13 protein-coding genes are annotated in these 14751 nt (G+C 73.6%); 4 read left to right on the top strand and 9 right to left on the bottom strand.

Annotated features, from left to right (window positions below; all coding sequences use genetic code 11):
• Positions 1-226: 226 nt before the first annotated feature.
• The 6 genes from ACZ619_RS06260 to ACZ619_RS06285 form a co-directional block, all read right to left on the bottom strand.
• Positions 227-2488: a M4 family metallopeptidase gene (locus tag ACZ619_RS06260; RefSeq protein WP_469594809.1), complete on the bottom strand. Its 2262-nt coding sequence runs from the start codon at positions 2486-2488 to the stop codon at positions 227-229.
• A 471-nt stretch (positions 2489-2959) separates the two neighbouring features.
• Entirely contained in the window at positions 2960-4135 is a 1176-nt protein-coding gene (locus ACZ619_RS06265; protein WP_469594811.1) for a cytochrome P450, read from the bottom strand.
• 185 nt (positions 4136-4320) lie between these two features.
• Positions 4321-5541 (bottom strand): hypothetical protein, encoded by a 1221-nt coding sequence (locus tag ACZ619_RS06270; protein ID WP_469594814.1) that lies wholly within the window; start codon positions 5539-5541, stop codon positions 4321-4323.
• Complete coding sequence (locus ACZ619_RS06275) at positions 5538-5951, bottom strand: polysaccharide biosynthesis C-terminal domain-containing protein (protein ID WP_469594816.1); 414 nt, start codon at positions 5949-5951, stop codon at positions 5538-5540. Before ACZ619_RS06275 ends, ACZ619_RS06270 begins: the two co-directional genes overlap by 4 nt.
• A gap of 107 nt (positions 5952-6058) precedes the next feature.
• Complete coding sequence (locus tag ACZ619_RS06280; protein WP_469594818.1) at positions 6059-6487, bottom strand: OsmC family protein; 429 nt, start codon at positions 6485-6487, stop codon at positions 6059-6061.
• A 26-nt stretch (positions 6488-6513) separates the two neighbouring features.
• Positions 6514-7248, bottom strand: a complete 735-nt coding sequence (locus ACZ619_RS06285; RefSeq protein WP_469594820.1) for a hypothetical protein — start codon at positions 7246-7248, stop codon at positions 6514-6516.
• A gap of 742 nt (positions 7249-7990) precedes the next feature.
• Here ACZ619_RS06285 and ACZ619_RS06290 point away from each other — a divergent pair.
• Positions 7991-9085: an alcohol dehydrogenase catalytic domain-containing protein gene (locus ACZ619_RS06290; RefSeq protein ID WP_469595265.1), complete on the top strand. Its 1095-nt coding sequence runs from the start codon at positions 7991-7993 to the stop codon at positions 9083-9085.
• Between the two features lie 116 nt (positions 9086-9201).
• Here ACZ619_RS06290 and ACZ619_RS06295 read toward each other — a convergent pair whose 3' ends face one another.
• Both ACZ619_RS06295 and ACZ619_RS06300 read right to left on the bottom strand, forming a co-directional pair.
• A complete protein-coding gene (locus ACZ619_RS06295) occupies positions 9202-9555 on the bottom strand; it encodes a nuclear transport factor 2 family protein (RefSeq protein ID WP_469594822.1) in 354 nt (117 codons plus the stop codon).
• Positions 9556-9670: 115 nt separating this feature from the next.
• Positions 9671-10417, bottom strand: coding sequence for an SDR family NAD(P)-dependent oxidoreductase (locus tag ACZ619_RS06300; protein ID WP_469594824.1), 747 nt, complete (start codon positions 10415-10417; stop codon positions 9671-9673).
• Between the two features lie 165 nt (positions 10418-10582).
• Between ACZ619_RS06300 and ACZ619_RS06305 the strand changes: the two genes are divergently transcribed.
• Complete coding sequence (locus tag ACZ619_RS06305; protein ID WP_469594827.1) at positions 10583-11200, top strand: TetR/AcrR family transcriptional regulator; 618 nt, start codon at positions 10583-10585, stop codon at positions 11198-11200.
• Positions 11201-11210: 10 nt separating this feature from the next.
• Entirely contained in the window at positions 11211-11720 is a 510-nt protein-coding gene (locus tag ACZ619_RS06310; protein WP_469594830.1) for a GNAT family N-acetyltransferase, read from the top strand.
• Positions 11721-11750: 30 nt separating this feature from the next.
• On the opposite strand, the gene ACZ619_RS06315 is transcribed toward ACZ619_RS06310, so the two are convergent.
• On the bottom strand, positions 11751-12761 hold the full coding sequence (locus tag ACZ619_RS06315; RefSeq protein ID WP_469594832.1) for an Lrp/AsnC family transcriptional regulator: 1011 nt from the start codon (positions 12759-12761) through the stop codon (positions 11751-11753).
• Between the two features lie 177 nt (positions 12762-12938).
• On the opposite strand from ACZ619_RS06315, the gene ACZ619_RS06320 reads away from it, so the two are divergent.
• Positions 12939-14633 (top strand): MFS transporter, encoded by a 1695-nt coding sequence (locus ACZ619_RS06320; protein WP_469594834.1) that lies wholly within the window; start codon positions 12939-12941, stop codon positions 14631-14633.
• Positions 14634-14751 lie beyond the last annotated feature (118 nt).

Raw genomic sequence — 14751 nt, forward strand, 5'->3', positions numbered from 1 at the left:
TCCCCGCCGGGCGCACCCCGATGCTCTGCCAGCCGCAACTCACCTGCAAGCCGCCCGACCGATAATCGAGATCTTTTGACCGAAAATAGCACTCGGTTCAAGCCGTCGACGCCTCCGGACCGGGTCCTGCCTGGTCGTTCGTCGGCATTCCCGCTCGTGGCGGAGGTCGCCGCGCGGCCCCGCCCGCCGGATGGTGCCGGCGGGCGGGGCCGGAGGCCGGGCGGACTCAGGGCATGAGCCGCCACTGCTCGATGTAGCCGACGTCGATCGCGGCCCGGTCCTGGACCCGGAGCTTCCAGGTGCCGGACAGGGGTTGCGCGGAGGCGTCCACGGTGAACGTCTGGTCGACGTTGTCGGCGGAGCCGCCGCTGCGGTTGAGGAGGGAGTACGCGGTTCCGTCGGGGCCGACGAGGTCGACGGTCAGGTCGCCGCGGTAGGTGTGGATGATCTTGACGTAGACCTGGGTGGTGGCGGAGGCGTTCCCGGTGCGGCCGGTGACGGTGACCGGGGACTCCACCGCGGCGCCGTTGTCGGGGATGTCGACCCGGGTGGCGTTGGCGTAGACGTAGGCGATCCGCCAGGCGAAGGACTCGGTGGCCGAGGCGCCGGTGTCGTCGGTGACCGTGACGGTGACGTCACTGGTCCCGAGCGTGGTGGGGGTGCCGGATATCAGACCCGTGTCGCTGATGGTCAGCCCGTCCGGCAGTCCGGTCGCGGTGTACGTCAGTCCGGCGCCGGAGTTGGTGGTGTAGGCGTCCGCCTGGAAGGAGACCGCCTGCCCGATGCCGCTGATCTGGTCGGCGATCGGTGCCACGTTCACGCCGAGCGCGATCCGGTTGCCGACGTTGATCGCCGCCCACGCGTCGGCCACGGCGAGGTAGGAGGGGCTGTAGGCGCCGAAGAGGTCGGCGGCGGCCTGGAGGGTGGCCGTGCGGGCGCCCGCGTAGTCCGTGCCGGACGTCATGTAGGTGGTGAGCGCCCGGTACCAGACGCGCTGGGCGTTCTCGATGCCGATGCCCGTCACCGGCCGGCCGTCGTAGGTGGGGCTGTCGTAGGAGACGCCGTTCACCGTCTTGGCTCCGCTGCCCTCGGAGAGCAGGTAGAAGAAGTGGTTGGCCGGGCCCGAGGAGTAGTGGACGTCGAGTCCGCCGAGGGAGGAGCTCCAGTAGTCGCTGGAGTCGCCGTCCTTGGAGGGCTTGTCCATGTAGCGCAGCGGGGTGCCGTCGCCGTTGATGTCGATCTTCTCCCCGACCAGGTAGTCGGGGACGTCGGCGGGGAGGTTCTCGTAGAACTCGACCGCCGCGGCAAAGATGTCGGAGGTCGCCTCGTTCAGGCCGCCCGACTCGCCGGAGTAGGTGAGGCCCGCGGTGGCGGCGGTGACGCCGTGGCTCATCTCGTGCGCGGCCACGTCGAGGGCGGTCAGCGGGTGGGTGTTGCCCGAGCCGTCGCCGTACGTCATGCAGAAGCAGGTGTCCGACCAGAAGGCGTTGACGTAGTTGTTGCCGTAGTGGGCGCGGCTGTAGGCGGCGACGCCGTCGTTGCGGATGCCGTTGCGGCCGAAGACGTTCTGGTAGAAGTCCCAGGTGGCGGCGGCGCCGAAGGCCACGTCCACGCCCGCGGTCTGCCGGTTGGCCGGTGTGCCGTCGCCCCAGACATCGTTGTCGTCGGTGAAGAGGGTGCCGGTGCCGGAGGTGCCCTGGTTCAGGTCGTAGGTGCGGTGTCCGGCGCGGTCGCCGTCGACGAGCTGGTAGGTCGAGCCGGAGAGCGTGGTGCCGAGCGCGACGGTTCCGTTGAACTGCCCGGTGCCGGTGCCGGTCTCGATCCCCTGGTACTGGAAGAGCCGCTCGCCGGAGTCCGCGTCGGTGATCACGTGGAGTTCGTTGGGCGTGCCGTCGTCCTGGAGGCCTCCGACCACGGACTCCCAGGCGAGCGCGGGCTTTCCGGAGGCGGCCCAGACGACGAGGCGGGGGCTGCCGTCGACCGCGGGGTGCTCGGCGCCCGCCTTCGCCGCGGTGGTGAGGGCCTGGGCCTTCGCGGTGCCCGCGGAGACCTTCGCCCTGGTGGAGGGGACCGCGGGGTCCGTCTTCGAGTCCCGGGACACGGTCAGGCGGCCAAAGTCGTCGTGGACGACCAGGTCGCCGCCGAGGACGGGCAGACCGGCGTAGGTGCGTTCGTAGCGGGTGTGCGTGGTGCCGTCGGCGTCCCGGGTGACGTCCTTGACGACGAGTTTCTCGCCGGCGCCCAGTCCGATGGCCTTCGCGGTGCCGGAGGCGGCGGACGCGGCGCTCCTGAGCAGAGCGGTCCGCCGGGCCGGGGTGAGCGGCGCGGGGGCGGCTCCGGCCCGGGGGGTGGCGCGGATCTCGGCGGGGCCGGGTGCGGCGAGGGCGGTGCCGTTCTGGAGTCCGGCCGCGAGCAGGGTGGTTGCCGCGGTCAGCGCCAGGGTGACGCTGTGTCTGACACGACGGTGGTGACGGTCCTGCCGGGACATGGCGTTCTCCTTCTGTGGGGTGGTCGGGCTCGGTGGAGCCCGGGAGAGCGGGTCGGCCGGGTGGGGCCGTCCGGCGGCGCGCGGGTGCAGGGGGAAAGGCCGCAGGGGTGGCGCGGGCACGGTGCGACGGGATGACGTCTGCTCGGCCGTGCGGTGAAGTGGGGGTTGGGAGTGGGGTCTTACGTGAGAAAACTGTGAGTTTCCGGTGGACTTTCGCAGAGCAGATTGACATCCGGCGATCGAGATTGTCATGAGCGGGACAGAACATCGGCTTGAACTGGCGGTTGCGAGCGGGTGTTTCGAACCCCATGACAGCGGTTTCCGGCCGGGTGCGGCGCCCGGCGGCCGGGAGGGGTCACCGGGCGGCGCCCCTCCGGGACCGCCGGTGTTCCGGAGGACTCCCCCGGCCGCGGGCGGCACCTTGGCAACCACCCTGAACAGCGGGCCGGTCGAGCAGGCCGCCGAGGTCCGTCAGGCCGGGGTGTCCCACCGCACGTGCAGGTCGGCCGGCTTGCGGAAGACCAGACCGTACGGCGAGGCGGGCCGCCGCGGGTCGAGGCGGAGCCCGGGAAGGCGTTCGAGCAGGCACCTGAGGGCGATACGGGCCTCCAGGCGGGCGAGGTGCGCGGCGAGGCAGTGGTGCGGGCCGTGGGCGAAGGCCAGTTGGAGCCGGGCCTCGGCACGGCGGACGTCGAAGCGGTCCGGGTCGGCGAAGACGGCCGGGTCGCGGTTGGCCCCCGTCAGCGAGACGCTCACCAGGTCGCCTCGGCGGATGCCGGCCGGGCCGAGGACGGTGTCGCGGGTGGCGTAGCGGTCCACCACGGCCGCGCCGGGCTCCAGGCGCAGCGACTCCTCGACGGCTCCGTCCAGCAGGCCCAGGTCGGCCCGGACGAGGGCGAGTTGGCCGGGGCTACCGAGGAGGTGGAGCAGGGCGTTGGTGATCATCGCCTCGGTCGTCTCGATGCCGCCGAACATCAGGACCGCGGCGTTGGAGGCCACTTCGGGCACCTCCAGCCGCTCGGCGGCGGAGACGAGCAGCGAGGAGGCGTGCCGGTCGGCGAGGGTGGCCTCGACGGCGTCGCGCAGCTGGGTGTAGGCGGCGGGGCCGGCCGGGCCCGCCGCCAGTCCCTCGGTGATGTCCGAGACCGACCGCACGATCGCGTCGTACCAGGACAGCACCGTGTCGGTGGTCGTCCCGACCAGCCCGAGGGCCTCGGTGACCACGGCCACGGCGAGCGGTCCGGCGAAGGAGCGGCGCAGTTCGGCGGCGCCGGCCGGTTCCAGCGCGGTGACGAGGCGGTCGGTCTCCCGCTCGATGAACCCGGCGAAGCCGTCGTGCACCCGGCGGGGCCGGAAGGGGGCGGCGAAGGGCTCGCGGTGGCGGACGTGCGCGGCGCCGTCCAGGGACAGCATGCTCTCCCCCACCACCTGGGCGGTGGTGAAGCGGGGGTCGTCCACGGTGTAGGTGACGGCGTCCCGCATCACGTCGAGCGCGAGGTCGCGCCGGGTGACCAGCCAGCCGTTCAGCTCCGGCAGCCATGACACCGGCTCGTGCGCGCGCAGCAGCGCCAGGCGCGGGTGCGGGTCCCGGGCGATTTCGGCGAGCGTGGTCGAGGCCCCGAGCGGGAACGAGACGGCGGTGCTCATCGCGTCGGCCGGCCGGAGAGAGGAGAACGGTGCACACACCATCGTAACCACGCCACCCCGAACAGCCGTTCCCCCGGCTCCCCGGCACCGGTCGCCCGGGGCGGAGAACGGAGGTGTTGCCGGCACGCGCCGACGGTGCGCCTGGTCACAAGGGTCGCCCGTCGACCGCGCGTTCAGCGGTTCGGTCAGTCCTCCCCTTGTTCCAGACGCTTCAGCAGCGCTCGCTTCGATCGCCGGGTGGCCTCCGTGCCGGCGTAGAGGAACGGCCATTGCGTGCCCTCGAACAGACCGGGCACCCAGCCCACCCGCTTGCAGAGACCGTGGCCGATCGGGAAGGACGCCGCCAGCAGACTCAGCAGGTCTCTCGCCGCGGTCGACCCCGACATCATCGGGCTGAGGGCGTACCAGAGGTCCACCCCGCCGAGCAACGCCCCCGCCGACTCCAGCAGCGACGCGTGCCGGCGCACCGCGGACAGGTTCAGGCCGGGGAAGCCGCCGTGCTGGACCTGGGAGAACAACTCCCTGGCGATGTCCGTGTTCGCCGTGTCCACACCCTGCCACTTGATCCGCTCGCAGAGGGCGGCCACCCAGGCCACGAGGGCGGCGTGCTCGGAGGTCCCGACGAACTTCCCGACGTCGGTCCGGTCCGTCTCGATCCTGCGCAGCGCGTCCAGCAGCCGCCCCGTGATCTCGGCGAGGTCCCCGGCCGTGGCGGCGGACCTCTCGGCTGTCCGGGTCCCGCCGGCTCCCGTCGTACACGGCATCGTGGCGAGCCGGGACACGAACGCCCGGTCGGTGCTGCGCATGAGGAACGAGACATCGGCATCCGACTCGCTCTGCGCGTCACCGTGGTTGTAGACGTCCCGCAGTACCACCACGACCTGCTCGCGCAGATCGTCCGCTCCCGCGCGGCGGGCCCGCTCCAGGGTCCCGGGAGGTATCGTCGCCTCGGCCTCGTCCGAGGCCAGGAGCCGCTCCCATTCCCCGGTGCCCTCCCGGTCGGTTTCGACGGCCTCCTTCGCCAGATCCCAGCCCCGCTCGTCCTCGGCCGCCACGACCCGTCGTTCCCGCCGGTCGGGAATACCGAGGTCCTCCTCCATGATGCCGCGCAGCGCACCGTCGACCGCCGGATCCCAGCGGGCCCCCTCCCAGGGGTGCTTGTCCCGTTTCTCACGGTCGATGAGCCACCATCGCCGCGCGACGATCCGGACGTGCCCGGCCTCGACGTGCTTGACGAACTGTGCCGGGGTCACCTTGCAGGCCCTGTCGTTCAGCAGCGCGCTCGACGGTGCCCACAGGTTCAGCGGGCTGCTGACCGCGATCATCCGGTGCAGGTCTGCGTATCCGGACACACCCAGGTCACTGATGTGGCAGAACGTGGCGAAGCGCGGTGCCGGGGCGCTCACGCGACCACCACGTTCCGGGTCCAGGCGTCGGGCGCGGCCGGATCGTACGCGCGGTCGCAGAGACCGGCGATCAGCAGATCGGCACCGCCGTCGTTGCGTACCGCGTGCGAGGCGAGCGGCTCCAGTTCGATGAGAACGGCGCCGCTGCCCTCGAAGGTCCTGCTGTGGAGGGCCGTTCCTTCACCGGTGTCCCAATGGAACGACCAGGCGTCCTCGTGCACGACGACCAGGACCTCCCGGCGGTCGCGGTGGAAGTGGTTACCACGGACCGCCTTCGGCACGAGCGTGGTGAGATGCACGTCGACCGGGCCGCCGACAGCCTGGAGCCAGGTCGCCGGAAGAGCGAAGCTGCTCCCTCTCTCGTCCCCGGCGTCGGACAGCACACGAATATCCACCTGAGAGTCCGTCACACCAACAGAGTGCCAGCGGGGCGCCGTTCACGAGCCGGAAACGCCCGATACCGCCTCCCGGAGTCCGACGGCCCGGGCCGCAGCGCTCCCTGGCCACCGGGCCGCCGTCAGACGTCCTCGACCGAGGCGGTCACCGGGGTGCCGGATTCGATCGTGCGGCTGACGGTGCAGAGCCGGTCGTGGGAGACGGTGACGGCTCGGGGCAGGATGGCGCGGGCGCGGTCGCCCTCCGGGCCGTCCGGGAAGGCGACGTGGAAGGCGACGGCGAGGTCGGTCAGGCGGTTGCCGCCCTCGTCGGCGGCCTTGTGGCCGCTGACGGTGACCGTGAAGGCGGTCGGTTCGGTGTGGCGGGCGGTGGAGACGTCGACGTCGGCCGCCGTACAGCCGCCGATCGCGGCGAGCAGCAGTTCCACCGGGGTGAATTCCGTGCCGTCGCCGGTACCGAACGCGACGGTGCCGCCGCGGGCGTTCGTCGCGGTGAAGCGGCCGGTGCCGGTGCGGTCGACGGTCACAAGACGCAGGGATTCTTCGCTCATGACGGAAAACCTAGGGCATCCCGCCGTCAGCGCAGGATGTTGACGGCACGTGCGACCACCAGGACCACCGTCACCAGGGAGACCGAGGACTGGAGCATCATCAGCATCTTCGCCCAGCGCGACAGCGGCATCACGTCGGTCGGGCTGAACGCGGTCGAGTTGGTGAAGGACAGGTACAGGTAGTCCAGGAACGCCGGTTCCCAGTTCTCCGGCGCGGTCTCGGGGCTCTGCATCTGGACGAAGAGGAAGTCCGCGTACTGCTGGTGGCCGCGCACCCGCGCCATCGGGCCGCCGCGGTCCCACTCCCAGTACCAGAGCGCGAACACGATGACGTTCGTCAGCCAGATGCCGCCCCCGGTCAGCAGCAGCGGCACGGCGTCCATGCCCTCGGTGCCGTTCACCAGGCCCGCCACCAGCCGGGCCGCCGCCCAGCCGTTGGCGAGGCTGATCACGCCCATCAGGGCCAGTCCCAGCAGGCGCAGCCACCGGGTGCGGGGCTCCACCCGGCGCGGGTTGCCCGCGATCAGACCGGCCAGCAGCACCGCCTCCAGGACCGGCAGCGCCCAGTACGGCTGGAAGGCGAGCCGGTGCGGCAGCATCAGCTGGAGGGCGACGGCGACCAGGATGACCGCGGTCACCGCCCACCGCGGCTCGCCCCGCGTCGCCCTGCGCCACGCCGGCACGACGTCGCGCTCGCCGCTCGCCAGCCGCCGCTCGATCCTGGCCAGCCGGTTCTCGGCATCGCTCATGCGGTCGTTCATGACGCTCATTGTCCCGGGGCAGCCCGCCGGCCGGCCGCATCGCGGCGCGGGAGTCCGCCGCGGCTCCCTTGACCGCGGCGCGTGCGCTCCCCGAAGTCCTCGCACCTCACGGGATACCTCGATTGACCAGTCGTCACCCCTGGCGGTGGGAGCCACCTGAGATCCCGGGCCGTACGCCGACGCGATGGCCGCGGCCGGCGCGGAACTGCGGGCCCGCGATCCCCGCCGGGGGCGCGCCGAGGAGTGCTTCGGTGCGGATCCGCACCCGGCGGCCCGGTTCACCGAGGCGCTCGTGGCGGGGACCCGGGAGGCCGGGGCGGTCCTCGCCCTCGGCACCGGCACACCGGCCTCGCTCTCGGCGCCGACGCGTCGGCACGCCGGCACGCCGGCCTCGGTCGACCGGGGCGGCCCGGGTCGTGGAGCCCGGTGTGGTCGCCATGGGGGCGGGTGTCGCCGTGGGGGCGGGTGCCGCCATGGGGACGAGTACCGCCGTAGGAGCAGGCACCGCCTCGGACCGCATCCGGTACGCCCTTCTCGGCGTCACCGCCCCGGAGCGAAGGGCCCGGGCGGCGGCGTCCGCACCCGAACACACCGGCGTGGACGGCGCATGCGGCGACAACACCCTTGCCCCGTAAGGATGTTGTGCGCTCTACCGGCCGTCACCGGGGCGAGGCGACCATGAGCGGGGCGTGAGTGATCACCCCTGTCCCGGTGGAAGGAGCCCACGGTGTCACGTCAGGTCCTGAGGTTCCGGGCGGCCGTACTGCGCTCCTACGACGGGCCGTTCACGTTCGAGGACGTGGCCCTGGAGTCGGGGCCGGCCGCAGGCGAGGTCCTGGTGCGGATCGCGGGCTGCGGGATGTGCCGGACGGACCTCGCGGTGCGGCGGTCGGCTGGCCGTTCCCCGCTGCCGGCCGTCCTCGGCCACGAGGCGTCGGGGACCGTGCTGGAGACGGGCGGTCCGGACACGGGGCTGCGGCCCGGTGACCGGGTGGTCCTCGGCTTCGACTCGTGCGGCCGCTGCCGCGGGTGCCTGGCCGCGGCACCCGCCCACTGCGACTCGTTCGCGGCGCTCAACCTGTTCGGCGGGCGTACGGAGCGGGCGCGCCGCTTCACCGACGCGGCCGGAGTGCCGCTGGCCCCGCGCTGGTTCGGGCAGTCCGGGTTCGCCGAGTACGCGCTGGTCGCGGCCCGCACCGCGGTACGGGTGGACCCGGCGCTGCCGCTGGAGTTGCTCGGCCCGCTCGGTTGCGGGTTCCTCACCGGGGCGGGCGCGGTCATCAACTCCTTCCGGGTCGGCCCCGGGGAGACACTCGCGGTGTTCGGCGCGGGGGAGGTGGGGCTCGCGGCGGTGCTGGCGGCGGGGGCCGTCGGCGCGGAGACCATCGCCGTGGACCGCCGCCCCGAACGGCTCGCGCTCGCGGAGCGGTTCGGGGCGCGGGCGCTGCGCACGACCACGGCGGACCTTCCGCGTCTGATCCACGGCCGCACGGGCGGCGGTGCCCACTACGCCCTGGACACCACCGCCGATCCCCGGCTGGTCAACGACGCGTTGCACGCGCTGCGGCCACGGGGCCGACTGGGCCTGGTGGCTCCGCTGCGCGAACCGCTGGCCGTGGAACCGGGGGCGCTGGACCGGGGCCGGAGCGTCGTCCACATCTGCGCGGGGGACGCGGTGCCGGGACTGCTGATCCCCCGGCTGGCCGGACTCTGGCGGCACGGACGGTTCCCCTTCGAGGAGTTGATCCGCACCTACCCCCTCGAAGCCGTCAACGAGGCCGAACGCGACTGCGAGACGGGCCGCGTGATCAAGCCGGTGCTCATCCCTGAGGAGTAGCCGGCGCTCCCGCCGTGGACACCGGTCGCCCGCGGCACGGCGGGACGCGCCTCGGCCTCGTCCCGCCGTGCCGCCGACTCCCCTCGTCGCCGGGGTGGTCGCCCCGGCCGGTGGGATCAGGCGGTGAACAGGGTGCGGAGGGTGGCGATCCTGCCGTCGTGGACGGTGATGATGTCGATGCCCCGTGCCGCCGGTTCGCCCTCGGGGCCGAACGCCCAGGCGAGGGCGCCGTCGTGGGGACCGGCGTAGCGGCGGCCGTCCTCGGTGAAGCCGAAGTCCGCCGGGACCCTGTCGAGCAGGGCGCGGGCCTTGTCCTCGAGCGCGTCCCAGCCCGTGCTGACGCCTTCCGGATCGGTGAAGACGACGTCCTCGGTGTAGATCCGTTCGATGGCCGCGCGGCGCGAGGCGTGGTCGCGGTTGCCGAAGACCTCGTGCAGGTTGGCGGCGAGCAGGTCGGTCACGGTGTGCATGGTGCTCCTCGACGGGTGTGGCCTGGGCGGCCGGCCGGACCGGTGGTCGCGGCCGGCCGTCCCGGGTGGGTCGGTGGTGCGGTGGGGTGCCGGAACGTCCGGCCGGCGGCCCCGGTCAGATCTGGCTGGCGCCGCCGTCCACGTAGATCTCGGCGCCGGTCATGTAGCTGCTGGCGTCGGACGCGAGGAAGAGTACGGTCTCGGCGATCTCCTCGGGCCGCCCGAGCCGGTTCATCGGCACTCCGGCGGCGAGGCCCTTGAGCAGCTGCTCGGCGGAGCCGGGGTCGCCGGCCAGGCCGCTGAGGCCCGGGGTCTCGATCGGGCCGGGGGCGATGCTGTTCACGCGGATGCCCCGGGTGACGAGTTCGGCGGCCCAGCTGCGGGTGAGCGAGCGGAGGGCGGCCTTGCTGGCGGCGTAGACACCGAACGACGCGGCGCCCTTGGTGTCGATGTTGGAACTGGTCAGGATGACCGAGGAGCCCGCCCCGAGCAGCGGCAGCGCCTTCTGCACGGTGAACAGGGTCCCGCCGACATTGGTGTTGAACGTGTCGGCGTAGTGCTCCCAGGTGACGTCCGGCAGCGCCGCGAACGAGCCGCCGCCGGCGTTGGCGAACACGATGTCGAGCCCGCCGCGCTCCGCGACGGCGGCGAACAGCCGGTCGAGGTCGGCGAGGTCCGCGACGTCGGCACGGACTCCGGTGGCCCGGTCGCCGATGGAGGCCACCGCCTCGTCCAGCGCCTCCTGACGGCGCCCGGTGAGGAAGACGTGCGCGCCCGCCTCGGCCAGTCGCCGGGCGGCGGCCAGGCCGATGCCCGAGGTGGCCCCGGTGACGAGAGCGGTCTTGCCGTCGAGCTGTCCCATGGTCGTTTCTCCTTGCGTGGGGTTGTTCCCAGGGGTGTTCGCCCCGCTGTTCCGCGGCGGCCACCCCATTTCCGTACCGTTCGATACCGAATAACGACGCCACCCGCGGGAGTATTTCCGTACCGGCCGGTTAATATTTTGGGGACTGCGGGGAACGGAGTGAGGATGGCCGAGCGGGGCAGACCTCGGGGCTTCGACGCCGACGCGGCGCTGGACCGCGCGGTGGAGGTCTTCTGGCGCCAGGGGTACGAGGGCGCGTCGCTGAGCGATCTCACCGAGGCCATGGGCATCAACCGGACCAGCATGTACGCGGCCTACGGCAACAAGGAGGAGCTGTTCCGCCGCGCGGTGGCCCGGTACGCCGAGGCGGACATGGCGTACGCGCGCGACGCGCTCACCCGGCCCACCGGGTACGCCGTCGTCGAGGCCTTCCTGCGGGCCAACGCGGACGCGCTCACCCAGGCAGGCCGCCCGCCCGGCTGTCTGTCCGTGCAGGGCGGCCTCGCCGAGGGCGGTGACAACGGCCATGTCGCCGCCTTCCTCGCCGAGAGCCGGCTCGCCGGCGAGCGGGCGCTGGCCGACCGGCTCGCCCGCGCCCTCGCGGAGGGCGACCTGCCCGCGGGCACCGATCCGGTCGCGCTGGCCCGCTACGTCATGGTCGTCAGCGAGGGCAACGCCGTCCACGCGGCCGCCGGGGCGGGGCGCGCGGCACTGCACGCCACCGTGGACATCGCGCTGCGCGCCGTCCCGGGGCACGGCGATGGGCGTCCCGGGCCCGTGTGATGCTGGGGCCATGACCGAACGACACGAGGTCGCGGTGGTCCGCCGGCCGTCCCGCACGCCGTCCGCGCCCGCTGCCGAGGACGGGCTGTCCGCGCTGCTCACGGCCTACCACCTGCGCACGGAGGCCGAGAAGGGCGTGCCCGTCGCCGGTCCGGAGGCACTCCCCGATCGCTACCGCGCGGAGATCTCGGACCCGGGGGCCGCGTTCGCCGACGACACCGTGCTGCTGGCCCGGTGCGGGGACGCCTCGGTGGGCTGTCTGGTGGTGACCGCGCCCGCCGCCGGGCGGTCGGAGATCAAACGGCTCTGGACGGACCCGGCGTTCCGGGGCCGCGGAGTCGGCTCCGCGCTGCTCGACGCGGCGCTCGCGCACGCGGCGCAGGCCGGCGCGGGCACCGTGCGGCTCTCGGTGTGGGACTGGCGGACCGGGGCCATCGGTCTGTACGAGCGCTTCGGCTTCGCCGTCACCGGGTCGTGGGACGAGCGGGAACGACTGGTGTGCATGGAACGCGCCGTCTGAGCTCTCCCGCCGGGGAGCCGGACGGCGTTCTCAGCCCGGGTTCCACAGGTAGGGGCCGGGACCCTTCAGGGTGCGGTGCACGGGTGCGGTGGCGCTGTGCCGCAGGCTCGGGAGCGCGGCCACGGAGTGGGTCAGGTACGTGTAGAAGGCGGCGGCGTCGGTGACCTGGACGCTGGCGTAGAGGTTCGTGGCGCCGCTGGTGGCCGCCACGAAGGGCACCTCGGGGTGGCCGGCCAGCAGGGTGCCGGCCTCCTGGAGGCGGGCCGGTTCGACCTCCAGCCAGAGCGCGGCCCGGAAGGTGGCGGCCAGTACGTCGGGGTGGAACTCGACGTCGAAGTACAGGGCGCCCGAGGCCCGCAGCTGGGCGATACGGCGGCGGACGGTGGACGGGGAGAGGCCGGTCGCGCGGGCCAGCTCCGGCACCGGGGCCCGGCCGTCGCGGGCCAGCAGGTCGGCCAGCACCCGGTCCTCGGGGCCGAGCGCACCGGACGCGGGCTCCGCCCGCGGGAGCGCCGGGGTGAGCGCGGCGATCTGGTCCCCGGTCAGCGGGCCGGTCTTCGTCAGGGCGCTGCGCTCCTGGCCGAAGAAGACGTGCAGCACTCCGTGGGCGGAGACGTCGACCACCCGGGGGGTGCGGGGCAGCTTCTCCAGCAGCAGCTGATCGCCCCGGGCGGCGGTGCCCGGGTGGCGGATCATGCAGGTGATCTCCGTGCCTCCGGCGCTGAGGTTCACCCAGGTCGTGTCCGTGCGGCGGGCCAGGGCCGCCCCGACCGCGCCGGCCGCGTCGGGGGTGCAGCGCACCCGGACGAACCAGAGGGACGCGCCGGTGCGCACCGGGTCGGTCAGTCCCAGCACGTGCAGCAGGCCGCTGCCGCGCAGCCGGGCGTAGTGGCGGGCGACGGTCTGGTCGGAGACGCCGAGGACGGCGGCGATGTGCCGCAGCGGTGCCCGCCCGTCGATCTGGAGGGCGTGCGCGAGCGCGAGGTCGGCGGTGGTGAGGACGCGTTCCGGGGCCGCCGGGGTGTCGAGATACGTCGCCATGGATGTCGATTATGTCGTATCCGCGCATCGGGATGGTCGTGGATGGTGTTCCTGTGCGCGCGTGCCGGAAGGTGGTCCGTGCGCCTGCCGTTCCCCGAAGGCCGCGCTCCCGGAGCTGCCGGAACACCCGGACCGCTCGAATCGCTCGAATCGCTCGATCAGGAAAGAAGTCTTTTCATGCGCAAGTGGTGGCCCCTCGCGGCCGTCTGCCTCGGCGCCTTCATGCTGCTCGTCGACGTGACCATCGTGAACGTCGCGCTGCCCGCCATGGCCGACGACCTGGACGCCTCGTTCTCCTCGCTCCAGTGGGTGGTGGACGCCTACGCCCTGGCGCTGGCGGCCGTCCTGCTGGTGTCGGGATCGCTGGCGGACCACCTCGGCCATCGCCGGGTCTACCTGGTGGGTCTGGTGCTGTTCGCGGCCGCGTCGGCGGTCTGCGGACTCGCCCCCACCGCCGGCACGGTGGTGGCCGCGCGGCTGGTGCAGGGTGTCGGGGGTGCCGCGATGTTCGCCGCCTCCCCGGCCCTGCTGCTCAGCTGCTACCAGGGCCGCGACCGGGGCACCGCGTTCGGTGTGTGGGGTGCGGTCAACGGCGCCGCCGCCGCGGTGGGGCCGGTCCTGGGCGGACTGCTGACGCAGCACCTGGGCTGGCGCTGGATCTTCTGGGTCAACCTGCCGGTGGCGCTGGTGGCGCTGGTGGCCACGCGCCGTCTGGTGCCCGCGTCGGTGCCCCGGCGCACCGGGACGCGGATCGACGTGCCGGGCGCGGTGGCCTTCACCGCCGCCGCGGCCGGGCTGACGTACGGGCTGATCCGCGCGGGCGACACCGGCTGGACGTCGGCCACGGCGGTCGTGCCGCTCGTCGTCGCCGTGGTGTGCGGGACGCTGTTCGTCGTGGTCGAGGCGGGCGTGGTGCGGCGCGGCGGCAGCCCGATGCTGGACGTGTCGCTGCTGCGGCGCCCTGCGTTCGGCTCCTTGATGACGGGCGCGCTGCTGATGCAGGGAGCCGCGTTCGGTTCGATGTTCCTGATGTCGGTGTGGCTCCAGTCCGTGCTCGGCCTCTCCCCGGTCACCGCCGGTCTGGCGCTGACGCCGATGGCCGGTGCCGTGTTCGTGGTGTCGCCGCTGGCCTCGCGCTGGGTGCACCGCGTGCCGCAGCGGCTGCCGATCGGCCTGGGGCTGCTGCTCATCGCGGCGGGCATGCTGCTGCTGGCGGTGGGGACCGGTCCGCACGCCGGGGCGGCCTCGCTGACGCCGGGACTGCTGGTGTGCGGCGTGGGGGTCGGTCTGGCGATGCCGGTGCTGGTCTCGGCGGCCACCACCGCGGTGCCCCCGCACAGGGCCGGAATGGCCTCCGGCGCCGTCAACACCTTCCGGCAGCTGGGTACGTCGCTGGCGATCGCCGTGTTCGGCGCGGTGTTCACCGCGCGGGCCGCCGACGGTCTGACCGCCGCGCACCCGGCCGACGGCACCCGGGCCGCGGCGTCGGCCCTGGCGGGCGGCCGGTCCGACGCCCTCGTCGCGGCGGCCGGGTCCGGGAGTCGGGAGGCGGTCCGGGAAGCGGTGCACACCGCCTTCGCCGACGGTCTGCACTCGGTGTTCCTGTGGTCGGCGGCGGCCGCGGCCGTCGGTGGGGTCCTGGTGCTGGCCCTGCTGCGGACGACCACCGCGCAGCCCGCCCGTCCCCGGACCCCCACGTCGACGACACAGGCGACGCAGACGCCGACGCCGACGCCGACGACGGGACAGGTGCCCGTCCCCAGGGACGAGACCGGCCAGGCTGCCCACGCACCCGCCGCCACCAGCCACGCCACCAGCCACGGCTCCGGCTCCGGCTCCGGCTCCGGCTCCGGCTCCGGCGAACCGTCGTAGGAGAGCGGACGGACCGGGTGAGGCGTCCCGCGGCCGGCCCGGTGTGGGCGGCCCCGGGGCGCCGCCCCCCGGGGGGCGGGGGGGGCGGGAGGTCCCGTACCCCGCCGGCCGCGGTGGG

This window comes from Streptomyces sp. NPDC104367 (assembly GCF_055583825.1).

Coding starts and splice junctions, on each gene's coding strand:
- ACZ619_RS06315 (WP_469594832.1), bottom strand. CDS start 12,761: ATGGCGACGTATCTCGACACCCCGGCGGCCCCGGAACGCGTCCTCACC.
- ACZ619_RS06285 (WP_469594820.1), bottom strand. CDS start 7,248: ATGAACGACCGCATGAGCGATGCCGAGAACCGGCTGGCCAGGATCGAG.
- ACZ619_RS06295 (WP_469594822.1), bottom strand. CDS start 9,555: ATGCACACCGTGACCGACCTGCTCGCCGCCAACCTGCACGAGGTCTTC.
- ACZ619_RS06305 (WP_469594827.1), top strand. CDS start 10,583: ATGGCCGAGCGGGGCAGACCTCGGGGCTTCGACGCCGACGCGGCGCTG.
- ACZ619_RS06280 (WP_469594818.1), bottom strand. CDS start 6,487: ATGAGCGAAGAATCCCTGCGTCTTGTGACCGTCGACCGCACCGGCACC.
- ACZ619_RS06320 (WP_469594834.1), top strand. CDS start 12,939: ATGCGCAAGTGGTGGCCCCTCGCGGCCGTCTGCCTCGGCGCCTTCATG.
- ACZ619_RS06300 (WP_469594824.1), bottom strand. CDS start 10,417: ATGGGACAGCTCGACGGCAAGACCGCTCTCGTCACCGGGGCCACCTCG.
- ACZ619_RS06265 (WP_469594811.1), bottom strand. CDS start 4,135: ATGAGCACCGCCGTCTCGTTCCCGCTCGGGGCCTCGACCACGCTCGCC.
- ACZ619_RS06310 (WP_469594830.1), top strand. CDS start 11,211: ATGACCGAACGACACGAGGTCGCGGTGGTCCGCCGGCCGTCCCGCACG.
- ACZ619_RS06260 (WP_469594809.1), bottom strand. CDS start 2,488: ATGTCCCGGCAGGACCGTCACCACCGTCGTGTCAGACACAGCGTCACC.